14 protein-coding genes are annotated in these 24,227 nt (G+C 68.9%); 11 read left to right on the plus strand and 3 right to left on the minus strand.

Features of this window, described 5'->3' with window-relative positions; translation table 11 throughout:
* The coding region (locus DBV14_RS25105; RefSeq protein ID WP_221621917.1) for a hypothetical protein at positions 1–352 on the plus strand (352 nt) is incomplete at its 5' end.
* Positions 353–561: 209 nt separating this feature from the next.
* Entirely contained in the window at positions 562–1,038 is a 477-nt protein-coding gene (locus DBV14_RS25110; RefSeq protein WP_124463225.1) for a hypothetical protein, read from the plus strand.
* Positions 1,039–1,125: 87 nt separating this feature from the next.
* Here the strand turns inward: DBV14_RS25110 and DBV14_RS25115 are convergent, their stop codons facing one another.
* Positions 1,126–1,788, minus strand: coding sequence for a tRNA-uridine aminocarboxypropyltransferase (locus DBV14_RS25115; RefSeq protein WP_124463227.1), 663 nt, complete (start codon positions 1,786–1,788; stop codon positions 1,126–1,128).
* 159 nt (positions 1,789–1,947) lie between these two features.
* Positions 1,948–2,442 carry an immunity 22 family protein gene (locus DBV14_RS25120; RefSeq protein ID WP_260397222.1) on the minus strand — a complete coding sequence of 165 codons (495 nt, stop codon included), beginning with the start codon at positions 2,440–2,442 and terminating at the stop codon, positions 1,948–1,950.
* A 426-nt stretch (positions 2,443–2,868) separates the two neighbouring features.
* On the opposite strand from DBV14_RS25120, the gene DBV14_RS25125 reads away from it, so the two are divergent.
* The 9 genes from DBV14_RS25125 (at position 2,869) to DBV14_RS25165 (ending at position 22,324) form a co-directional block, all read left to right on the plus strand.
* Positions 2,869–3,648, plus strand: a complete 780-nt coding sequence (locus DBV14_RS25125; protein ID WP_124463229.1) for a secretin and TonB N-terminal domain-containing protein — start codon at positions 2,869–2,871, stop codon at positions 3,646–3,648.
* Positions 3,624–4,238, plus strand: coding sequence for an RNA polymerase sigma factor (locus DBV14_RS25130; protein WP_260397223.1), 615 nt, complete (start codon positions 3,624–3,626; stop codon positions 4,236–4,238). The genes DBV14_RS25125 and DBV14_RS25130 overlap by 25 nt, the downstream gene beginning before the upstream one ends.
* Positions 4,239–4,268: 30 nt before the next feature.
* Positions 4,269–5,264: a FecR domain-containing protein gene (locus tag DBV14_RS25135; protein WP_124463231.1), complete on the plus strand. Its 996-nt coding sequence runs from the start codon at positions 4,269–4,271 to the stop codon at positions 5,262–5,264.
* A 139-nt stretch (positions 5,265–5,403) separates the two neighbouring features.
* Positions 5,404–18,072 carry a filamentous haemagglutinin family protein gene (locus DBV14_RS25140; protein WP_124463233.1) on the plus strand — a complete coding sequence of 4,223 codons (12,669 nt, stop codon included), beginning with the start codon at positions 5,404–5,406 and terminating at the stop codon, positions 18,070–18,072.
* Between the two features lie 23 nt (positions 18,073–18,095).
* Complete coding sequence (locus DBV14_RS25145; RefSeq protein WP_124463235.1) at positions 18,096–18,656, plus strand: sigma-70 family RNA polymerase sigma factor; 561 nt, start codon at positions 18,096–18,098, stop codon at positions 18,654–18,656.
* A 78-nt stretch (positions 18,657–18,734) separates the two neighbouring features.
* Positions 18,735–18,965, plus strand: a complete 231-nt coding sequence (locus tag DBV14_RS25150; RefSeq protein ID WP_124463237.1) for a hypothetical protein — start codon at positions 18,735–18,737, stop codon at positions 18,963–18,965.
* Positions 18,966–19,054: 89 nt separating this feature from the next.
* Entirely contained in the window at positions 19,055–19,336 is a 282-nt protein-coding gene (locus tag DBV14_RS25155; RefSeq protein WP_124463239.1) for a hypothetical protein, read from the plus strand.
* 154 nt (positions 19,337–19,490) lie between these two features.
* Positions 19,491–20,618 carry a M35 family metallo-endopeptidase gene (locus DBV14_RS25160; RefSeq protein ID WP_124463241.1) on the plus strand — a complete coding sequence of 376 codons (1,128 nt, stop codon included), beginning with the start codon at positions 19,491–19,493 and terminating at the stop codon, positions 20,616–20,618.
* 77 nt (positions 20,619–20,695) lie between these two features.
* Positions 20,696–22,324, plus strand: a complete 1,629-nt coding sequence (locus DBV14_RS25165; protein WP_124463243.1) for a phospholipase D family protein — start codon at positions 20,696–20,698, stop codon at positions 22,322–22,324.
* A 32-nt stretch (positions 22,325–22,356) separates the two neighbouring features.
* Here DBV14_RS25165 and DBV14_RS25170 read toward each other — a convergent pair whose 3' ends face one another.
* On the minus strand, positions 22,357–24,063 hold the full coding sequence (locus DBV14_RS25170) for a hypothetical protein (RefSeq protein WP_124463245.1): 1,707 nt from the start codon (positions 24,061–24,063) through the stop codon (positions 22,357–22,359).
* Positions 24,064–24,227 lie beyond the last annotated feature (164 nt).

The following is a 24,227-nucleotide window of genomic DNA, read 5'->3' on the forward strand; positions in this document are numbered from 1 at the left end:
AGGGAGTCACGCGGGGCAGGTACTCACCTTGGTGGGTGACGTTCCCGCCTCCATTGTTGAGGTCGATCTAAAACTCTCCTATCGCGGGCAAACCATACGCTTGGTTTCACCAGAGGCAGAAACCTCTGAGTCCACTGATTTTCGTCATGGCATCTTCAGGTTAGAGGCTGCGCTATCCGGTTCAAACAGGCTTCAGCTTCAAGCCAAGCCCAAGAGCATCAAGTACAAAGGCAGCATGGGTGGTGGCAAACTCAACGCCAGCTTTGGCGCCACCCTCAAGAATGCGCCTGAACCCTTTAAATCCGATCTGAAAGGGGCTGAACTCAGTTGCATCTATGCGTATGAAGTTTGAGCAAGGGCTAACAAATCGTTCAGCCAGACAAATAGCCGCTGCGCAGTTATTTGTCGGTTGACTCCAACGTTAGGCCTTAGGTGCCGTCTGACGGCGGTCTGCACGCGGCCACTACCGGTCATTCGGCGTGCCGACACAACGGGGCATTTGCGGTTACTGGCGCGCCGCCAAGGTGACACGCGCTGCGAAGCCAAGAACTTGGGGCATGAATGCTTGAGCGTCATTTCGACAAATCTGTGAGACGCATCGTTGAGCCGGTCGTAGCAGCCTGGGGTTTTACGACTGGTGACGGGCGTGGCTGCACTTTCCATCGGCAGGTGCACGATGACCTGTTCCACTTCATTCACTTTTCGCAGCGGTCGAGCGGTATTGAGTTTGAGGTATGGGTCTTTCCCGGGACGCCTTTGCTCGGGCCCGAACAGTGGGCTCGCTTCCCAGACTTCGTGGGCGTTCCAACGGGTCAGGCCGCAGGCCTCAATGCGAAGCTCGGGGTGGGCGGCGGTGCGTCTCGTTTTCCCTGCAGAGATAGCAAAGTTCTGGACGTCGCGCTCTCGCGGGCAGCTGTGCCGGCACTGCAGATCCATGCTCGTCCCTACTTGGCCAACTTCCAGTCACTGAAGGACCTCGTTCCGGCGTTGGAACATCGCCAATGGGCGAGCCTTCTCGTCCCCGGTCAGGACGGCTGACCGGCATGGCGAACAAGGCGCTCTTGGCCCGCGACGTGGATAGCGCCTCGACTGCAGCCGGCCAAAACCAGCCATTTTGCTGGTCACTTAAATGAACCCCGTCGCCCTTGGTCGAGGGCAGGACTTGTCGGTTTGCGCGTTTCGCTGCCCGCCAGCCTGCTCCAAGTACTCTACAAACCCGTCGAAGGCATTCAACAAGGGCTGGAACCGCGCCGCATCGCCTTCCAGTTGGCACAAGGCGTAGCAGGTCGCCTCCAGCGTGGACAGCTGGTCGGGCCCATGGGCTTTGCGGATACGGTAGTGCGAAGGCGGCAGGTTGCGCAGGGCCAAGCGGGGCAACTGTTGCAGTGGCGGGCTTTGGTAGAGCATCTTTCGGCTTTTGCGCCAAGTGCCGTCCAGCACGACCAGCCGCAGGCGCGACTGGGCTTGCGGCCACTCGGTCGGTAGTGGGGGTGGGGCCCGCAGGTCCGGGGCGGTATCTTGCAGACTGTCCGGGTACAGCAGCAGCGTGTGCTTGCCATCCACCGGCCAGACCGGCGCGGCAAATGCCTCACCCACCACCAAGCGGCAGTGCGCCAAGCTGAGGTGCAGCAGGCGAGCACTGCCTTTGGCCTGGTGTACCTCCAGCGGGTGCTGCAGCACCAGTACCTCCACCGCGTGGGCGGTGGGCGCGACCCAGCGGCAAATGCAGGCGCTGAGCGGGCGCAGGCAAGCGGTGCACTGGGGGCGGGGGACCAAAGCGGCGGACATGGCTGAATTTTATTCAGCGTGCCTGGCCAAACAATGCGTGGAAGGAGGTGTCTCTTGGCTTTGGCGCGACGGCTGGCAGCTTTGGACAATCTCGGAAGACCACAGTGGGCCCATTGCGGCCTTTCGGCCTTCTTGAAAGCGGACGTCGCCGGACGTCCACTACTCCTTGGAGTAGCGGAACACACCCAAAAATATGGGGTCATCGGCGATGGGCCTTTTCACCTTCTCTGGCGCATACGCAAAATCGAACTGAACAGTTACCCAGCGAGCTTCTGAGAGTTTTCGGCGTTCTGCTACTTTCACGGCAGTGGCGGCGAAACTGCCGGAGTATGAAATCTCCTCCAGTAACCGCTCCACTTTTGTCAGCTCGAACGAAAAGCAGTTTGCTTCTTGATCGTCCAAGCTGTAGTAGCCGACGCCACAAAGATCCTGCAGCACGTCGATCAATTGATCGGCATCTTGCGAGTAGCCCAGCCAGATCGACACTTTGCCAGGGCTTTCGAAGTCCTGCGTGTAGAAGTCGTCATCTTCGGAATAGTCGCGGTGCGGCATGTGGATGTGAGGAGCTGGAGAAATACGATTGAATGTCAAGTTGCGGCCGATGGCAGTCTTCGGTGCGCCGCCACAATGGCCGGCACAAGCCAGCGTTGACATCGCAATCTAGCCGCTAAATTCCAAAGCGAGTGAGACAAAACTCGAAGAATTCCATCTTTAGCGAAACACCGATTCCGTCCTGAATGATTGATCGGCGCGTAGGTGGTTGACTCGTAGAGGATGCAAGTTCCACACCCTGTGAATCTCGACAAGAGCACTGGTTTATCAGCCGCAAGCGCAGAGCGTGAACTGTGCGACTGGCACCGGGTGCTCCCCGCAGCGAAATAAAGGAGGAGCGAAGCGGGGGACATTCGCGGAGGGGAGTACCCGGTGTCAGTCGCACTCGCCCTGAATACACGCGCCACGAATGACCTGCATCGGCCCCCGAACGCCCCAAAGTCATTCGACCGTCACGAACCCTCACTAGCATTCGCTGCAACATGCCCGCGCCGGGCGGCGGCCTTCGCCGGGCGTATCGACGATCTCATGCGGCATGAACTCCCTTTCACTTTCACCACGCTGGCTCGCAGCTTCCCCGCGCACGCCATCGCGATGACGTTCACGCTGACACTGGCCTTGACCGCCTGCTGCATGACACTCGCGTCCGTGAACGCCCACGCGCAAACCGAATCAGCGCCGCCGCCACCGCAAGGCGACCGCATCCGCTTCGACATCGCACGCCAGCCCCTGACGTCGGCCTTGGAGCAATACGGCCTAGCGACGGGCCTGCCGGTGTTCTTCGACGCGGGCCTGGTAGCAGGCCGAACCGCAACGGCCGTGCATTCCGCTGCAACGCCAACCGAGGCGTTGCGCGTTCTTCTTCAAGGCACGGGCCTCGTCGCCGACTACACCGGCACCGGCTCGACCGCCGCTTTCGTGCTCAAGCCCGCACCGGGCGACGCGGCCTTGCCCGCAACGGCCGATGGCGTGGTGCCCGAGGCGGCTGCCACGCCGCCCGTGCACCGCAACTACGACGGCCTTGTCCAGACCCGCATCTGGGAAGCCTTCTGCGGCAATCCGCGCACCGCGCCCGGCGGCTACCGCACCGCGATGCGCTTCGTGATCGACGGCACCGGCCGCATCGCCAACGCCTTCCTGCTGCACACCAGCGGCGACCGTGCGCGCGACGGCGCGATTCTCGATACCCTGCGGCAGATCCGCATCGACCAGCCGCCGCCGCCCGACATGGTGCAGCCGCTCACGATGCTGATTCTTCCGCGCTCGCAGACGCCGGGGCTCGAATGCCCGACGGCGCCGCGGCACTGAGCCGGCCGCCCCACGCCATGCCCGAGAACGCGCTGCCGGCGCTGCGCAACTTCCTGGTCGCGCGCTACGACGAACTGAAGCAGCGGCTCGCGCGCCGGCTCGGCAATGCCGACCAGGCCGGCGACGCGCTGCAAGACACCTGGCTGCGCCTGGAGAGCCGCGACGACATCGACGGCGTGCGCGACCCGGCTTCGTACCTGCTGCGCGTGGCCGTCAACCTGGCCTACGACCAGCTGGGCCGGCAGGGCCGGCTGGCGACGTCCGAAGAAATCGAGGCGCTGCTCGAAGAAGCGCACGACCCCGCGCCGGGCCCGGCGCAGATCGCGGAAGACCGCTCCGAGATGGCTGCGCTGGCCGCGCTGATCGAACGCATGCCGCCGCGGCGCCGGCAGATCCTGGTGATGGTGCGCTGGGAACACCTGCCGCAGCGCGAAGTGGCGGCGCGGCTCGGCATTTCGCTGCGCACGGTCGAGAAAGAACTGAAGGACGCGCACGACTACTGCGCCGCCCGCATGGGCCGTCCGCTCGCCGCGCCCGCTTCGTCCACACCCCCGCCAACGTCCCCTCCGCATGACGAACAGCAAAAATAAAGTGCGGTTCCCCGCCGCCAGAACCGTCTCATGGATATGACACACACCGGCGAGCCCGACAACGCGGATCAGGTCCGGCGCGAAGCGCAGGCCTGGCTGCGCCGGCTCACGTCCGGCGAGGCCACGCAGCGCGACGTCGAGGGCTTTCGCCGCTGGCAGGACGGCAGCCCGCTGCACGCGCAGGCCTTCATGGAAGCGAAGCGCCTGTGGAAGGCGCTGGACCCGGCCATCGGCCAGATGATGGCGGCCAACCCGGCGCTGCTGGCCAGCCACCGGCAGGCGGGGCGCCGTCCCGTGCTCGCGCGCCGCGCCTTTCTCGGTGCGGCCGCCAGTGCCGCGGGCGTGGCCGGCATTGCCGCGGTCTACCCGCCGCTCGGCCTGTGGGCGCCGGTCGGTGAATGGAATGCCGACTTCCGCACGGCCACCGGCGAGCAGCGTTCGGTGGCGCTGGCCGACGGCATCGACCTGACGTTGAACACGCAGACCCGCGTGCAGCGCCAGGTGGCCGAAGGCCGCACGGTGGGCATCGACCTGCTCGCGGGCGAGGCGGCGGTCGACATGGCTTCTTCCACGCGGCAGGCCTTCGGCGTGGTCGCGGGAGCGGGCCGCAGCGAGGCCGAGGCGGGACGCTTCGAGGTGCGCTACCTCGATGGCAACGCCTGCGTGACCTGCATCGAAGGCCGCGTGCGCGTGGCGCATGCCATGGGCGCACGCATGCTCGAAGCGGGGCAGCAGCTGAGCTACGACGCGGCTTCGCTCGGCAAGGTGGCGGTCGTGCAGCCGGCCGACGTGTCGGCGTGGCGCACCGGCGTGCTGGTGTTCCGGCAGACGCCGCTGGCGCGCGTGGTGGAAGAAATCAACCGCTACCGGCCGGGCCGCGTGGTGCTGCTGGCCAAGCGGCTGAACGACCGCGAGGTGAGCGGCCGTTTTGCGATTGCCGCGCTCGACACGGTGCTGGTGCAGATCCAGCGTTCGTACGACCTCGATGCGCGTTCGTTGCCGGGTGGCGTGCTGCTGCTTAGCTGATGAATGTGACAGCTTGATTGGCCCCGATGCGCGGTCAGGAATGCTCAAAAGAATTAGCGGTTTTGTTTGCGTCCCCCGGTCTGTCCAGTAAGGGGCACAGGTTCTGTGCCGGTGCATTTCATTCTTTACTGGGCGTCAGATGAACACACACGTGGGACATGGCAACAACAACAGCCGCAAGCAGGGCGCTGTCGTTGTGCATGCGAGGAGCTTCCGGATTTCGCCGCTGGCGCAAGCGATGGCGCTGGCATTGGCGGCCGGCGCGGCCACGGTGCCGGCACACGCGCAGCAGCGTGCCTTCAGCCCGACGTGGTTCAACGCCAAGGGCGCGGCGCAGGCCACGGCCGCGGCAACCGGCCTGCTGCCCAACGGGCAGCCCGCGTCCAGCCTCGTGAGCCCGCTGGCGCAGCAGCAGCGCGCCAACGTGCAGCTCCAGCAATCGCTGGGCAACCTGAACCTCGCGGCGCGCGGCATCGCGGCGCAGCAGGCCGCGCAAGAGGCCGCGCGGCGTGCCGCGCAGAACGATCCCTCGGTGCCCGATGGCCTGGCCGATGGCGGCCTGAAGGTCGACACCCATTCGCTGACCGCCGGCTGGCTCAATGCGCGCCCGCTCGACGGTGATTCGCAAAAGAAGAATGCCGATGGCCGCACGGTCGTCACCGTCGAGCAGACGGCCGACCGCGCCATCCTGAACTGGGAAACCTTCAACGTCGGGCGCAACACCACGGTGGCCTTCGCGCAGCAGAAAGACTGGGCGGTACTCAACAAGGTGAACGACCCGCAGGCGCGGCCGAGCCAGATCCAGGGCCGCATCCAGGCCGACGGCACGGTGATGATCGCCAACCGCAACGGCATCGTGTTCAGCGGCAGCAGCCAGGTCGACACGCGCAACCTCGTGGCCGCGGCCACGCAGATCGACGACGCGCAGTTCCAGGCCAACGGCGTGTACGCCAGCGGCAACATGCCCAACTTCAAGAACGCGCAAGGGCGCGTCGAGGTGCAGGCCGGCGCAAGGCTTTCCACACCCGCGCCGACATCGGCTACCCAAGGCGGCGGCTATGTGCTGTTGCTGGGCAGCGAGGTGCACAACGCCGGCGAGATCGCCACGCCGGGCGGGCAGGCCATGCTGGCGGCGGGCGACAGCTTCGTCATCCGCAAGGGCGTGGGCACCGATGGCAACCAGGCCTCGACCACGCGCGGCAACGAAGTGGCGGTTTCGCTGAACGCGAACAGCACGGCGGGCACGGTGCGCAACACCGGCCTGATCCAGGCGCTCACTGGCGACGTCACGCTGGCGGGGCGCGAAGTGGTGCAGGGCGGTGTCGTTTTGTCCAGCACGTCGGTGAACGGCCGCGGCACGGTGCACCTGAACGCGACCGGTGCCGCGGGCAAGGTCACGCTCGGCGAAGGCAGCACCACGGCCATCGTGCTCGACACCAGCGGCGCCACGGCGCTCGACAGCCAGCGCGCGGGCCTGATGGCGCCGGCGGTGCCGGTCGACAGCACCAGCGGCATTCAGCTGGCGGGCAACGACCGCCGCGACCTGTCGCGCGTCGAGGTGGCGAGCGGCGGCACGGTCGAGTTCCAGAAAGACTCGCTCACGCTGGCCACCGGCGGCCAGGTGGCGGTCGATGCGAAGCAGCGCAGCCTGGTGCGCGAGGGTGCGCGCATCGACGTGTCGGGCGCGGTGGGCGTGAAGCTCACCATGGAGTCGAACAACGTCAAGATCAACGTGCAGGGCAACGAGCAGCGCGATGCTCCGGTCAACCGCGACGGCAAGAAGCTGAACAACACCGATCTCTGGATCGACCGGCGCACGCTGGTGCTGGTGCCGGGCGGCACCAACGGCTACCAGGGCGATCGCTGGTACACGGGCGGCGGCCTGCTCGAGGTGGGCGGCTACCTCAGCACGCAGGGCCACACGGTGGGCGAGTGGATGGCGCAGGGCGGCGCGGTGAGCTTCACCGGCGGCGACGTGGTCACGCAGCGCGGCTCCAGCATCAATCTGTCGGGCGGCACGCTCGACGTGCTCACGGGCAAGATCAACCAGAGCTGGCTCAAGGGCGCGGACGGGCGCCTCTACGAAGTCAACAAGGCGCCGGGCGACCTGCGCTACACGGGCGTCTACAAGGGCTTCGAAGACGAGCACGCGCGCTGGGGCAAGAGCACCACGGGCTTCTTCTACAACCCGTTGATCGGGCCGCAGACGCGGCTGGAAAACGGCTACACCGTGGGCCGCGACGCCGGCCTGCTGGTCGTCGGCACCAAGGGCGCGGTGCTCGAAGGCGAGATCGTCGGTGAAACGTTCCAGGGCGAGCGGCAGACGCAGGCGCGGCAGGCCGGGCTCGACGGCTACAGGCAGTCGACCAGCGCGGTGGCGCAGCGCGGGCAGCTCGTCGTGGGCAACTACGACGCCTACTACGACAAGACGGCCGGTGCATTGCACCGGCGGCTAGAAACCGCGGGCATCCGGAACGTGGTGCTGGGCGACACGGCCGAAAGCATTGCCGCGGGGCTCGACCTCGCGACGGCGTTGCCGGCGGAACGCCGCGACACGTTGTTCCTCGACGCGGCGCAGCTCAGTGGCTTCCGCCTGGGCGCGGTGCGCATCGCGGCCACCGACGGCATCGTGGTCGACAAGGCACTGCAGGCAGGCGACGGCGGCAACATCACGCTGTACAGCCCGAGCGTGAAGGTCAATGCCGACCTCGTTGCGCACGGCGGCGGCATCCAGTTGGGCAACGTGCTCGAACAGGTCAGCCTGAATTACCTGAAGGACACGACCGCTCTCGACGCACCGGCCGGCGGCACCGCCAGCGTGGTGCTCGCGGGCGGTGCCGGGCTCGACACCAGCGGCCTCTGGACCAACGTGCTGAAGAACCCGGCCGAGGCGGGCGGCGTGGCGTACCGCAACGGCGGCAGCGTGTCCGTGCGCAGCACCGGCGACGTGGTGCTGGGCAAGGGCAGTGTGGTCGATGTGTCGTCAGGCGCAGCGCTGTTGTCGAAGGCCAGACAGCAGGGCGGCAAGGGCGGCAGTGTCACGCTCGAAGCCGATGGCTTCAACACCGGCAGCGGCCATGTGGCGCTCGAAGGCGCGGCGCTGCGCGGCCAGGGCGTGGACGGCGGCGGCACGCTCACGGTGCAGACGATGCGCATCGCCATCGGCGACACGTCGGGTGCGGCAAAGCCCGACACGCTGATGCTCGGCGCGGACTTCTTCGACAAGGGCTTCAGCCGCTACGCGCTCATCGGCAACCACGGCCTTGCCGTGGCCGATGGCGCGCAGGTCGACGTGACGATGCCGGTGTACCGCTTCGGTGCCAACGCGCAAGACATGGCCACGGGCGGCAAGCCGGCCGATGCGCTCGACGTGTGGACGCCACCGCTCTACCAGGAAGACGCCACCAGGGCCGCGCTCACGCAGCGCAAGGGCGCGAGCCTGTCGCTGCAGGCCGGCACGCCGACCACGCTGGCCAAGGAACTGCTGACGGTGCAGGCCGTGGTGGGCAAGGGCGCGGTGATCGGTGTGGACCCGGGCCAGGCCATCGAGCTGCGCAGCGCCGGCCAGCTTACGGTGGACGGCACGCTGCGCGCGAACAGCGGGCGCATCGTGCTGAAGACGGTGGACATCACCGATCTCGAGGCCGACATAGCCAATGCACAGGCCCATGCCCGCTCGATCTGGATCGGCGGGCAGGCGGTGCTCGATGCGTCGGCGCATGCGGCCACCGCCACCGACGTCAACGGCAAGCGCTATGGCCTGGTGCGCGACGGCGGCAGCATCGTGATCGGCGGCGAGATCGATCCGCTGCTCGGCAAGGCCACCGCATCACAGAATTTCGTTGTCGTGCGGCCGGGCGCGCTGCTCGATGCATCGGGCACGCATGCGGTGCTCGACGTGCCGGGCATGGGCGCCACCGACGTGGCGAGCAACGGCGGCGGCATTTCGCTCGCGTCGTACAACGGGCTGCAGCTGGACGGCACTTTGCGTGCCGTCGCGGGCGGCGAGCGCGCGGCCGGCGGCACATTGGCCGTGGTGCTGGGCACGCCGGGCCTGCGCCTGCACCTGGACCCGCTGCAGCAGGCGGAAGACCGCGTGCGCCGGCACCGCGTGCTGGTGCTGGGCGTTGAGCAGGGGGCACCGCTCGCGCCCGACACCCTGCAGGCCGGCGTCGACGACGGCGCCCTCGCATACGGCCAGGCCCGGCTGGGCACGGACACGGTCCGGCGCGGCGGCTTCGACAACCTCTCTCTGTTTGCCGGCTCCACGCTCGCGTTCGAAGACGGCGTCGACCTGCGCATGCGGCAGGGCCTGCAGATTTATGCCGGCGGCCTCGCGCTCGGCAAGGACGCGCCCGACGACGCGCACGTGGCCCTGTCGGCCGCGCATGTGCGGCTGGCCGGCGCAATGCCTTCGTTCTCGCGGGAAGTCTTGAAGGCCCCCGTCGCCGAAGGCGGCGTGGTGCGCGTGCCGTCCGGCACCCGCCTCGATGTGGCGGGCGACCTGATCGAGATTCGCGACGGCATGGGCTTCGGCGTCAACGGCAAGGTCCCCGTGCTCGACAGCGCGAGCGAGTCGCCCACGGTCGACCTGGCCGCCTTCGGTCACGTCACGCTGGCCAGCACCGGCGACATGCGCTTTCTGCAAGGCCGGCAAGACGTGGGCGTTTCCACGAGCCTGGAGGTGCCCGGAAGCCTGACCCTGCGCGCCGCGCAGATCTACCCGGCAACGGGCGTGGTGGCGCTCGTGTCCGCGGGCATGACGCCGGACGGCACCTACCGGCCCGACACGGTGCTGCGCATCGAGGGCACGGGCGCGACCCCGGAGGTGCCGTACTCGGCCTTCGGCGACCTGTCGCTGCGTGCCGGCGTCATCGAGCAGGCCGGCACGGTGCGGGTGCCGCTCGGCCAGCTGACGCTCGGCGATGCGCTCACCACGCAGGTCAGGCTGCTGCCAGGCAGCCTCACATCGGTGAGCGGCGAGGGGCTGAACATGCCCTATGGCGGCACGGTCGACGGCATCAACTACCTGTACGACGGCAAGCAGGTCAAGCTCACCGGCGTGGGCGCCGGCGACGGCTACAAGCGCAACCAGACGATCGGCCTCACGTTCATGGGGGCCAGCGTGCTGGGCCAGCAAGGCGCCGTGCTCGACCTGTCGGGCGGCGGCAACCTCACGGGCGCGGGCTTCGTGAGCGGGCGCGGCGGCTCGACCGACGCGCGCTTCAGTCCGCTGATGCAGGTCGGCGCCAGCGGCGGCTTCACGCTGCCGGGGCTTGCGACCAACCCGGTGTATGCCATCGTGCCCGGCGTGCAGCCGGCGGTGGCGCCCACCGGTGCCGAGAAGGGTGCGGTCGATCCGCTGGTCGGCCAGCACATCACCATCGGCGCCGGCGTGCCGGGCCTGCCCGCGGGCACCTACACGCTGATGCCCTCGACCTACGCGCTGCAGAAGGGGGCCTTCCGCGTGGAGCTGAACGGCGCAGCCGGCCTGGGCGCGCCCACCGGCACGCTGGCGATGCGCAACGGCTCGTGGCTCACGGCCGCGCAACTGGGCGTGGGCCGCACCGGCATCGGCGACACGCTGTTCCGCCAGGCCATAGTGACCTCGGGCGAGGTGCTGCGCAGCTATTCGCAATACAACGAGATGGGCTATGCCGACTTCGTGCGCGCCGATGCGCAGCGCCTGGGCGTGCCGCGCGCCATGCTGCCGGCGGACGCGCGCAACCTGCACCTGAAGCTCGCGCCCGGCGCGGGCGCCGATGCCTTCGGCTTCGACGGCGCGGCACGCTTCCTTGTGGGCGCGGGCGGCCGGGGCGGCTCCGTGGTGGCCACGACCAGCGACGAGCAATTGGGCCTCGAGATCGTCGCGGCCGGCGCGTCGGCGACGGCGGGCTTCCAGGGGGTCACGCTCGACGCCGGCGTGCTCAGCGGCATGGGCGCGTCGCGCCTGGTCATCGGCGGCTTGCAGGGCGCCGACTACGGGCAGAGCGGCAACGTCATCCAGACCGGCGACGGCGGGAACAGCGTGGTGCTGCGCCAGGGGGCGGTGCTGTCCGCGCCCGAAGTGTTCCTGGCCGCGGTGGCAGTGACCGAGGGCACGCCGCTCAGCGTGGTGATCGAGCAGGGCGCGCGCATCAACACCCTCGGCCGCGGCAAGGCGGCCTACGACGCCGGCGACGGCTTCGTCTACGCCGCGACCGGCCAGATGGTGATGGTTTCCAACGGCCGGGTGAGCACGCTGCCGGTGCCGCAGACCCAGGCCGCGTCGGACAACCGCAGCCTTCAGATCGGCGTGTGTGCCAGCGCGTCGTGCAGCGGGCAGACCGAGCTGTATTCCGAAGGCACCATCGCCATGGTGACGCCCGACCGCTTCGAGATGAACGAGGCGGTGCGCTACGGCACACGCCACCTCACGCTGGCGGTGCGCGGCATCAACGTGGGCGACAGCAGCGCGCTGGCCGCCGCCGCGCAGAACCACACGCTGCCGCAGGGACTGGCCATGAGCCAGGCCCTGCTCGACCGCCTGCTGCGCGGCGACCGGCAGTACGGCGCACCCGCGCTCGAAACGCTGGAGTTGAGCGCCAGCGGCGGTGTCAACTTCTTCGGCACCGCGACGCTGGACACCATCGACCCCGCAACCGGCAAGGCGAAGATGGCGCAGCTGGTGCTGGCCACCCCCGCCATCTACGGCCAGGGAGGCGCGGGCGACGTGGCGACCATCCGCACCGGTCGCCTGGTGTGGCAGGGCGCGACCATTGCGCCTTCCGCCGTGGTGCGCGGTGGCGCGGGCACGGGCAGCGGCACGCTGAACATCGAGGCCGAGCACATCGAGTTCGGCTACGGTCCCAACAGCCAGCCGAACGGCCTGGACGATGCGGCCCGCCTGGTGCTGGGCTTTGCCGACGTGAACCTCAGGGCCTCCGACCGCGTGAGCGCCAACGGCAAGGGCAGCCTCTCGGTCTACCAGTCGCAGGGCGCGTACGAAGCGGGCAAGGGCTACGCGTACAGCGGCGGCAACCTGAATATCGTGGCGCCGCTGTTGACGGGCGAGGCGGGCTCGGTGAACCGCATCACGGCGGGCGGCACGCTGCGCGTGGCCGCACCGGCCGGTGCGCTGGCGGCGGCCACCGGCGATGCGGCGCTGGGCGCCGAGCTGAGCCTGCGCGGACGCGACGTGACGCTCGACACCGCCGTGGCGCTGCCCAGCGGCAAGCTCACGCTGGGCGCCGAACGCGACCTCACGCTGAGCGACCGCGCGGTGCTCGACCTGTCGGGGCGCAAGGTGGTGTTCAACGACGTGAGCAAATACAGCGCCGGCGGCGACGTGGTGCTCGAAAGCCTGCACGGCAACCTGCGGCAGGCGGCCGGCTCGGTGATCGATATCTCGGCGCAGAACAACCGCGCCGGCACGCTGAAGGCGATGGCGCTCGACGATGCGGCCGGCGCGGCGGGCACGGTCGATCTGCAGGGCCGCATCCTCGGCGCGAGCAGCGGCCGCTACGACGCGGGCGGCACGCTGGTGCCGTTCGCGGCGGGCAGCGTGGACGTGCGCGCGCGGCAACTTGGCGACGCCGAGTTCGCGGCGCTCAACCAGCGCCTGAACGACGGCGGCGTGTTCGGCGCGCGCAGCTTCCAGCTGCGCCAGGGCGACCTCGCCATCGGCAATGGCCTGAAGGCCAACGAAGTGAACGTGTCGCTCGACAACGGCAGCCTCACCGTGACCGGCACCATCGACGCCAGCGGCGAGCGCGTGGGCCGCATCAGCCTGGCCGCGAAGAACAACCTCACGCTGGCCGGCAGTGCGGTGCTCGACGCGCATGGCCGCACGCTGCGCGTGGACAGCCAAGGCCAGATCATCGATTCGCCGAACCGCGCGATGGTGGAGCTCACGTCGAACGACGGACAGCTCACGCTGGCCTCGGGTTCGCGCATCGACCTGCGCCACGGCACCGACGCCAAGGTGGGCGCTGAACCGGGCCAGAACGACGGCCGCGCACGCGGCACGCTGGAGCTCAACGCGGGCCGCACCGGCGAGACGGCAGGCGACATCCGCATCGACGCCAGCGGCAACATCGCCATCGACGGCGCGCGTTCCATCGCGGTGAACGGCATGTGGCGCTACGACGATGCACGCTTCGGCACCGACGCCGCGGCCACCGGCAGGCCCTACCAAGTCATCGACCAGGCGTACCTCGACGCCAAGCACCTGCAGAGCACCGTCTTCATCGACAACGCGCTGGCCAACGGCGCGCTGATGAACGGCAAGCTCGCGGGCCTGAACAACGCGCGCTATGCCGATGCCTTCCACCTGCGCCCCGGCGTGCAGATCGTCAGCAAGACGCCCGACGGCGACATGGTGGTGCAGGGCGACATCGACCTGTCGGGCTACCGCTACGCCAGCGCCAATCCGCACACGCAAAAGACCGGCGTGTACGGCTCGGGCGAGGTGGGTGCGCTGGCCCTGCGCGCGGGCGGCAACCTCGACATCTTCGGCAGCATCAACGACGGCTTTGCGCCGCCGCCCGCCACGCAGGACGACGGCGGCTGGCTGCTGCTGCCGGGCGTCAACCTGCTGCGCGGCGACACCGTGGTGCCGCGGGGCGGCGTGGTGCTGGCCGACGGCACGACCTTCGAGGGGGGCGCCGGCACGCTCAACTACGACCTGCCAATCAAGTCGACGCTCTTCGTGGCCGGGCAACTGATGCCGGTGGCCAGCGTGCTGGCCAAGGCGCTCGAACTGAAGGTGGGCACGGTGCTGGGTGCAGACGTGCGCAGCGCCTCGGGCGCGCTGCTGTTCGCGGCGGGGAGCATCGTCAGCGGCGCCAACGTGACGCTGCCGGTGGGCACGCGCCTGGGGGCCGGCATGCGCCTGCCGTCGGCAGCCACGCTGTCGGGCGTGGTGTGGCCCAAGGGCGTGCCGCTGCCCGGCGACGGCAAGAAGTTCGTGCTCAACGGCGCCCTCACGCTGCCGCTGGGCGCGCTGCTCCCGGCTGCGACCAACATCAAGCTGCCCAGCGGGGTGACTTCGGTGAACCTGCGCCCGGACGGCGCCGGCAGGCTGTGGGCCGTGGCGGCGATGCTGCCCGAAGGTTCGCAGTCGTGGTCGGTGCGGCTGGCCGCGGGTGCGGACCTGAACGCGGCGGACAACCGCATCGTGCAGGTGCATCCGGCGGCGGGCCGGGGCAACCTGCGGCTGGCGGACAGCCACTACGGGATGTTCGGCAAGCTGAAGCCCGGCGGCGCGTTGTGGAGCGTGGAAGGGTCCATCAACTTCGTGGGCGACGAGAGCATGGCTGGCAAGCCCATCGATTTCGCGGACATCCAGTACCCGGAGCTTTGCGTGGACCTTCCCAGCTATTGCGTCATCACCGCCCCGGAGTACAGCTACCTGCCGGGCAGCACGCGCTTCAGCGTGGTGCGCACCGGCGCGGCCGATCTCGACCTGCTGGCCGCCGGCAACCTGCGCATGGATTCGCTGTTCGGCGTGTACACCGCCGGCGCCTCGTCGCAGGCCACGCGGGCCGGCGACCCCTACAACCTGCCGCGCGCGGTGGGCTCGAAGGGCACGGTGCTCAACGACGCGAGCGGTGGCTACGAGAAGTTCGTCGATGGCGGCGCACAGAACCTGGCACGCGCCTGGTACCCGGCCTCCGGCGGCAACCTGACGCTCCAGGCCGGCGGCGACCTGACCGGCGACATGACGCTGACCGCCGACGGCAGCGGCTATGGGCGGCCGAATCCTGCCGACAAGGGCTTCAACAGCGGCGCCATCGGCAACTGGCTGTGGCGCCAAGGCACGGGCGACAGCTTCGGCGGCGGGCAGGACCAGCCCACGGCGTGGTGGATCAACTTCGGCTCGTATGTCGGCACGACCGGGGCGGCCGACAAGTTGCTCGGCTTCACCGGCTTCGGCACGCTGGGCGGCGGCGACCTGCGCGTTGACGTGGGCGGCAACGCGGGGCTGCTGGCACGGCGCGGCGCCAGGACAGATTCGTCCACCGACAGCCGGCGCAGCCAGGGCCTGGTGCTGGCGGTGGGCGGCACCGGCCGTGTGCTGGCCGACGGCAGCCTGAGCCTCACGGGCGGTGGCGACGTGCTCGTGCGCGTGGGAGGCGCCTTCAATCCGCTCCACACGCCCTACGTCGAGGGGGCCGGCGGCGACTCCGACGCCGGGCTCAACGGGGCCATCGTCAACCTTCGGGGCGACGTGCAGCTGCAGGCAGGCACCCTCGGCAGCCTGCCCCGGGTCTATGGGCTCTCCGAGCGGGCGCAGTCGCCCCGCGAGACCCGCGCCTACGACCTCTACACGGCAACCCGCGGCATGGCGCAAGGCGGCATCGTGTTGGCCCCGGGCGATGCGAACTACACGCTCGCCACGCGCGGCGACCTCGTGGTCAAGGGCGTGATCGATCCGACGCGCGTGGACCTCGCCAATGCCACGCCGTTCAGCGCCAACGGCCTGGCGGGACAAGGCCAGAGCTGGTTCACCCTGTGGACGCCGCACACCGCCATCCGCCTCTTCGGCGCAGGCGGCAACCTGGTGCCGGTAACGGGTGGCGCGGGCATGCCCGTGACCGACTCGGCCTTCGTGTACCCCTCGATCCTGAGTGCGGTGGCCGCCAGTGGCAGCCTGTTCTATGGCGATGCGGCGACCTTCGACAACACCGGCACGGGCACGCCGCTGGTGCTGGCGCCCTCGGCCCACGGCATGCTGGAGTTCCTGGCCAGCGACTCGATCTATGCGGGGGGCAACACCGTGAGCCAGTCGGGCGCGGCCGCCTTGGCGCTGGCGACGCCGCTGCGCCCGGCGTTCCAGGGCACCGCCAGCAACGGCACGGTGATCGGCAACCTGTCGGGCGGCAACAACCTGGACGGCGGCGGCGTGCGTCCGCTGTTCGCCTTCGGCCCCAACACGGTGTCGGGTGAAGCGGTGGGCACGCAGCCGGCGCGCTTCTACGCCGTGCACGGCGACCTGGTCGGCGTGAGCAGCGGGCGCATCCTGCGCTTCGGGCCTGACGATGCGACGCGTGCCGGCCAGACCTGGTACGAGGGCGCGCAGCCGGTGCGGATGATGGCCGGGCGGGACATCGTGGCGAGCGGCACGCCCATCGGGCAGGCCGAGGATTCGGGCGGCCTTGCGCAGACCTACTTCGCGAGCCGCGGCAACCTGTTCGTGCACCAGAAGCCGGGCGACATCTCGGTGGTTTCGGCGGGGCGCGACATCCTGTTCAGCACTTTCAACGTGGCTGGCCCCGGCACGCTGGAGATCACGGCGGGCCGCGACATCCGCATGGACAACAAGGCCTCGGTCCGCAGCCTGGGCGCGGTGGTGCCGGGCGACAACCGCCCGGGCGCCAGCATCGCCATGCTGGCCGGCGTGGGCGCCAGTGGGCCCGACTACGCGGGCTTTGCGCAGCGCTACCTCGACCCGGCCAACCTGATGCAAAGCGGCCAGCCGCTGGCGGACCAGGCCGGCAAGGTGGTGAAGACCTACAACCGCAAACTCACGCTGGGCGACTGGTTGCGAGCCGAGTTCGGCTACAGCGGCGATGAGCAGGGCGCCGCGGCCTGGATGGCGCAGCGCCAGGCCAGCCTCGATGCAGAAACAGGCAAGCCGCGCCGCGTGCTGGCCAACGACTACCGGCAGGCCAGCCAGCTGTACCTGGTGAACTGGCTCGAAGCCTCGCAGGGCTACGGCAGCGGCGCCGCGGGCAATGCGCAGGATGCGCTCGCGTTCTTCAACGCGCTGCCGCCCGAGCAGCAGCGCAGCTATCTGCGCGGCGTGTACTTCGCCGAGCTGAAGGAAGGCGGCCGCGAATACAACGACGAAAGCGGCGTGCGCTACGGCAGCTACCTGCGCGGGCGCAACACCATCGCGGCGCTGTTCCCGGGCACCGACGCGCAGGCCAGGCCCGTCAGCTACAAGGGCGACATCACCATGTTCGGCGCGTCGGGCGTCAACACGCTGTTCGGCGGCGACATCGCGATGCTCACGCCGGGCGGGCGCCAGGTGTTCGGCATCGAGGGCGAGGCGCCGAAGGCCATGGGTGGCGTGATTCCGGGCGTCATCACGCAGGGCGCCGGCGACATCTCGCTGTACGCGCTGGGCAGCATCCTGCTGGGCCAGAGCCGGATCATGACCACCTTCGGCGGCAACGTGCTGGGCTGGTCGGCCGAGGGCGACATCAACGCCGGCCGGGGCTCCAAGACCACGGTGGTCTACACGCCGCCCAAGCGCGTGTACGACCAGTGGGGCAACGTGGTGCTGTCGTCGGACGTACCGAGCACGGGCGCGGGCATTGCCACGCTGAATCCGATTCCGGAAGTGCCGGCCGGCGACATCGACCTGATCGCGCCGCTGGGCACCATCGACGCGGGCGAGGCGGGCATTCGCGTGTCGGGCAACGTCAACCTGGCGGCGCTGCAGATCGTGAACGCGGCCAACGTGCAGGTGCAGGGCAAGAGCGCCGGGCTGCCGGTGATGGCGTCGGTGAACGTCGGTGCGCTGACCAACGCCAGCGCGGCGGCTTCGCAGGCCACGGCGGCGGCGCAGGACGCGATGCAGCGCGAACGCGCGGCGCAGCGGCAGGCCTTGCCGTCGGTGTTCACGGTGCGCGTGCTGGGCTTCGGCGACGAGCCGGCGGGCGGCGGGCAGGGCGCGGGCGAGGTGCGGCGCAAGCCGGCCGAGCAGGCGAGCTACGACCCGTCGGGCTTCATCCAGATGGTGGGCCACGGCGCGCTGACCGACGCGCAGATCGCGCGGCTGAGCGAGAACGAACGCCGCGGGCTGCCGCGCGGGCGCTAGCCGAAGACGACGACGCCACCGCCATGATGTCCTTGCCTTGTGGGCCCCGCGGCGATGCCGCGGGACGGCTCCCTGCTGCCGCGCCGCCGGATTTCCAGGCGCTGCTGACCGCCAACTACGCGGCGCTGCACCAGCGGCTCGCGCGGTACCTGGGCTGCGCCGACGCGGCCACCGAGGGCCTGCACGATGCCTGGCTGCGGCTGGCCGACACGGCCGCCTTCACGGGCACTGTGCAGAGCCCGCTGGCCTACATCTATCGCGTGGCCTGCAATGCGGCAACCGACCGCGTGCGCGCCGACCGGCCCTGGCAGTACGCGGGCGATGCGGAAGACACGCTGGCGCACCTGGCCGACCATTCGCCGGGCCCGGAGCTGATCGCCGAGGCGCGCTCCGACCTGAAGGCGGTGGAGCGCGCGATGCAGGGCCTGCCGAACCGGCACCAGGACATTCTGGTTGCCTTGCGCGTGCACGAGCTGACGCGCCACGAAGTGGCGGTGCGGCACGGCCTGTCGCTGCGGCGGGTGGACACCACGCTGCGCCAGGCTTTGCGGCACCTGCCAGTGGGCCGGCAGGTGGCGGCGTGAAATATGAGTCGGCTGAAAGTAATACTTGAGTTTCAGATTCTTGATATTTGAGGATAAAAGGTTTACGGTGATCCCATCATGGACACCGCAAGGCTCGACATCGCAGTGCCCGCTGGCTGGCGGTGCTGGATCGCGCTGACGCGCACGCCGAGCGGTACCTATGCCGGCATTGCGGAACTGAGCCTGAGCGGCATTCCGCGCTGCGCGCTGGTGATCACCCAGCAGCTGTCGTGGGACGCGGCGGTCGAGCGCGCCACGCTGCGGGCGGACCATTTCGTGCGGCAGTGGACGCCGGCGAGGGGGCATTGAATGCCCAGGCCGTCCGGCTGCGAAAGCAGGGGTTTCGAGGACTTAGTTCCTCGCTCGTCATGTGCACCGCCGATAGGCTCGCCGCACCCATGAACGCAGCACCCGCACTGGCAGCCGCTCCGGCAGCAGCAACCACACCCCTGACCGCGCCCGCGCAGATCGCGGTCGATCTCCACAACGGCTGGTCGTGCTCGTTTCACTTCAAGGAAACGCTGAGCGGTCGCTATGCGGGCGTTGCCGCGATCTTTCTTCGCGGCCTGCCGAGCGGAAGCCTGGTGATCATGCCGCAGCCCTCGATGGACGCCGCCATTGCGCGCGTGAAGCTCTGCGCCGGCCAGTTCGCGCGGGAACGAAGCCCGCCGCGAGGCTGAGCGTCCGCTGGCGCCATCGAGGCCCTTGCTGCTTCCTGCTTCCTGCTTCCCGCATCCAGACATAACCCAGTCATCGCCACCTGTGACGCTGGTGTAATCCGCACGCCGCCGGCGCGCCGCGCCATGGGGCAGAACAACAACGAGGGTGTTCTCGATGCTGGAATTCCACGCAGACACGGCCGAAGCCGGTCTTTCCACAAGCCTTGCCTTTTCGCTGACCAACACGGGGCAGCAACCGGTTCACTTCCTGTACTGGAAGACGGTGTTCGATCCGGTCTGTCCGGCCGGGCTGGTTCTTGAAGCGGACGGCCGCGATGCCGCCAGCTACCGCGGCCCGCGTGCCAAGTACCGCTTCGACCCGCGCGTGAGCCTTGTCACGCTGGCGCCGGGCGCGACGGTGCGCGCCATCGTCAACGTGTCGGAAAACTACATGCTTGCGGCGGACGGCACGTACGAGGTGCGACTGCGCGAAGACGCGATCCGCGGCATCGTCGGGGAACTCCCGGCGGACCTGGCGCCTTGCAAGTTCAAGGGGCTCTCGGTTGCGCAGCGGCCGGGCAGGCACCGCCTCACGGCCGTCGACAACCACCACCTGCTGCCTCCGGCCGCACCGGTGGAGCCCTTCATTCCGCCGCATTGCCAGGTGCCGCTTTGCATGGACAACGGCTACTACGAGGAACCGGTGGTCTGCGTGATGGGCAAGGCGGTGTATGCGCAGGCCAGGGTCGAAAAAGCGACGCCCGCGCAACAGGCGATCGTGCGGGCGGCCATCGAGCGGCTGTTCCAGCGCACGGTCGGTCCCGGGCGTCCCCCGCTGGACGTGAAGGACGATGCAACCTACCGGCGGTGGTTCGGTGCCTACACGCCGGAGCTTGCGACGCGGGTGCGCCATGCCATCGGCGGCATCCAGGGGCAGGCGGTGTGCAAGCGCTTCGTGATCTACGTTGTGGCGCAAGGGCCCAAGCCCGACACCATCGCGTTCTTCCAGAAGTCCGATACGCCCGGCCGCTACGACCTGATGGCGCTGTGCCCGCCCTATTTCGCGGAAGGCGAGTCCGGCAAGGACTCCCGCGCGGGCACGCTCGCGCACGAGCTGTCGCATGGCTACAGCGGCACCGACGACCACGACTACGGCGTCGAGTGCTGCCAGAGGCTGGCGCGCTTGCGGCCCGACCTCGCCGTGGCGAATGCGGATTCGCTGCAGTACTACCTGGAAGACACGGTGCTGTCGCTGGTGGACGAAGAGGCCGGCAGCGCGGCGCAGGACAGTGCCCGCGGCTGAACGTGAACCCGGCGGGTCCATGGTAGAAACCGCCACGCCAGTTTTTCTTCCTCTTGCACTGCACCGCCATCGCCTCCATGCCGCACCTCCAGGACCGGGCTGAAAAATCGCATGTCCGATGGCTGGCATGGCTGCTCGCCGGCATCGTCGCGCTGTTCCTCACCGGTTGCGCCGGCCTGCCCACCGACGTGCAGCGCAAGCCGTCGATGGCCATTGCGGACGGCGGCGACACCACGCTCGGCCGCCTCGTCAAGGCCGCGGCGCCGCCCGGCGAACCGTTGAGCGGCTTCCGGCTGTTGCCGATGGCGCAGTTCTCGCTGCATGCGCGCATCGAGCTGGCGCGCCGCGCGCAGCGCTCCATCGACGTGCAGTACTACCTGGTGCAGAACGACGAGACCGGGCGCTACCTGTTGCGCGCGTTGCGCGACGCGGCCGACCGGGGCGTGCGCGTGCGGCTGCTGGTGGACGACCTCTATACCGCCGGTGCCGATCCGCTCTTCACCAGCTTCGCTTCGCACCCGAATGTCGAGGTGCGGCTGTTCAATCCGTTCCCGGCCGGACGCGACCGCTTCGGCACGCGCTGGGCCTCGTCGATCCTGGACTTCGACCGCGTGCACCGCCGCATGCACAACAAGCTGTACGTGGTGGACAACACGATGGCGGTCATGGGCGGGCGCAACATCGCCAACGAGTATTTCCTGCGCGACGGTGGATCGAACTTCATCGACATCGACACGCTGGTGGCCGGCGCGGTGGTGCCCCGGCTGTCGTCGCTGTTCGACATGTACTGGAACAGCCCGTACGTCTACCCGATCGAATCGTTGGTGGCACGCGGCAGCGAAACGCCGCAGCAGTTGCGCGCGCTGTTCGACCGGCTGACCACGGGGCCGGCGGAGCTGCATGCCGAAGAGCCGGACTCCACCGACCTGCTGGGCAACAACCCGCTGGCCAAGGACCTGGACGCGGGCGCGCTCAAGCTGGTGTGGGCGCGCGCCGAGGCCTACGCCGACCCGCCGGCCAAGGCGCTGGCGCCCACGCCGGAAGCGCGCGGCCTGCCGGCCGACGAGGCCAGCGACAGCGTGCTCTTCAACGTGCAGCGCTACCTGCGCGGCGCCGAGAACGAGATCATGCAGACCACGCCCTACCTGATCCCGGGGCGCGGCGGCATGGAGTCGATCCGCATCATCCGGGGCAACGGCGTGAGCTACAGCATCGTGACCAATTCGCTGGCCGCCACCGACGAATCGCTGGTGCACATCGGCTACCGGCGCTACCGCGCGCAGATGCTGCGGCTGGGCGTGGAGCTGTACGAGCTGAGCCCCAAGCGGGTGGAAGAAACAAAGCGCTTCGGCATGTACGGCTCGGCCAGCGGGCGGCTGCATGGCAAGTCGGCGGTGATCGACCGCAAGATCGTGTTCGTCGGCTCGATGAACTTCGATCCGCGCTCGATGCTGCACAACACCGAGATCGGCATCTTCATCTTCAGTCCGCAGATTGCGCAGCAGCTCACCAGCCTGATCGGCTTCATCCGGCTGGATGGCGCCTACCAGCTGCAGCTGGGGCCGAAGGGCGCCATCGAGTGGGTGAGCCCGGCTTCGTCGGGCGACGGGGCCGACACCATCCTGCACACCGAGCCTGAAACGCATTTCTGGGCGCGATGGAAACTGGAGCTGATGGCCCCGCTGGTGCCCGAGAGCCTGCTGTAAGCCGAGACAGGCCGGCCGGGCGCGCGCGTACGTCAGATCGGCGGCACGACGCCCAGGGCGTCGAGCAGGGCCTTGTAGGCCGGGCCGTTCAGCCGGTTCGACTGCGACAGGTTGTTCCCCAGGTCGGGCTTGACGCGGCGCACCTGCCACACGCGGGTGCCGCCGCCGTCGTCGTACTCGGTGTACGCGCGCGTCTGCGGGCTCGTGACGTTCGGCTGGTTCGAAAGCTCCAGCACCCGTGCGCCGTGGATGGTGTTGATGGTGGCGGTGCCTGTGCCCAGCAGGGTGCAGGCCCCGACGTCGAGGTAGGCCGGCGGCGTCGAGACGCAGCTGTAGTACTGCACGCCGTCGCCGTTGCCGGCCGTGTTCATGAAGGCGAATCGCAGCAGGTGCGTGTTGTCGTAGAGCCCCAGCCCCGCCGTGCCCGTGCCGGCCGCCAGGTTGACCGCGCTGGCCTGGCGCGCATTCTGCAGAAATTCCAGCTGCGCGAAGGCCGTCTTGTCGGAGCTGCCCGGCGACGTGCTGTTGATGAAGTACGACTGGACCAGGTCGAGGTTGTTGCGGAAGGTGCGCACCGAGCCGGCGGGAAACACCGAGCCGGGCGGGAAGGCGATGGCCGGGTTGATGCCGCTGATAGAACTGCCCGGGCCGCCCTGGATTTCGGCGGTCACGCTCTCCATCGTCTGGCCGCTGATGTCCGTGGGCATCGAGTAACCCACCGCCTGCGAGCCGCCGGCGCAGTAGCTGCTTCGGCTGGGAACGCCGACGGTCGAGGTGAAGGCGGAGGACGCATTGCAGCGGACCCAGCCGGTGGGGCCCAGGATGGCGCGGTTGTAGAGCACGTTCTCGGCAATCGCGGCGCCGCCGGCCTTGCCGTAGCGCACGTCGGTCAGGGTCTGGGTGCCGGTGGCCGGATCGATCACGCCGTCGGACGGGTAGGTCTTGACGGAATAGTCGTTCACTCCCGCGAAGGTCAGCGTGGGCAACTGGTCCGTCGGCGTTGCGGTGTTCGCGGCGGCCGGATCGATCACCTTGAGCGCCGCGCCGTTGCCGATGGCGAACAGCGTCACCATCGCCATGGTCTGCGCGTTGTCGCCGAAGATCCCGAAGGTGGCGTTCTGCCCCTGGTAGCTGTAGATGTCGGCCGCCGGAATTCCCAACTGCAAGCCCACTGCCACTTCGGCGCGGTCCAGCGCAAGGCCGGACGAAACGCCCACCTGGACCAGCGTGGTGAGCGGGTTGACATGCCCGCGCTTGGCGGCGGGCGCGCTCAGGTTCAGCTCGCTGAAAGTGATGGGTGTCAGCGCGTTCGCGGAGTCGAACGAGGCGCCGTCGCTGACGATGGCGCCGCCGACGATGCTCGCGGGCGAGAGCTGCGCCACCAGTGGCGCAGCGGTCAGTTCGGTGGCCGCGGCCGCGTTGGCGGGCGTGAAGCTGAACGTGTAGACGCCGTCTGCGTCGGTCTTGGCGGAAACAGGTTCGCCTTCGTCGCAGGCGTCGTTGTTGTTGCGGTCGACGCACACGACCGCGTTGCTGACGGTGCCGATGGCGGTCAGCACGCCGGTCACCGTGACCGGATCGAGGGGAGTGCTTTCGCCGCTGGACGGCGGCACGTTCGCCACGGACGGAATGAAGAGTCCTCCGCCGCCTCCACCGCCTCCGCCCCCACCGCAACCTGCCAGCGCCATCAGACCGACGCAGGCTACCGAAATGCCTGTTCTCTTGAATTTCATCGACATGCCATTGCTCCTGTGATCCCCGGGTAGTTCCCTTGGACCTTCAGTCTCGTGGCATGGGCAGGCGCGCACCATGGTGCATTTGCACCATCCTGAGGGGCTGCGTCAAGTCATCGGCGCTGCGCGCCCGGCCTCGCGTTGCGGCTGCGCTTGACGCGCTATCGGGT

The organism is Variovorax sp. KBW07 (genome assembly GCF_003852515.1).
Classification (GTDB): domain Bacteria; phylum Pseudomonadota; class Gammaproteobacteria; order Burkholderiales; family Burkholderiaceae_C; genus Variovorax.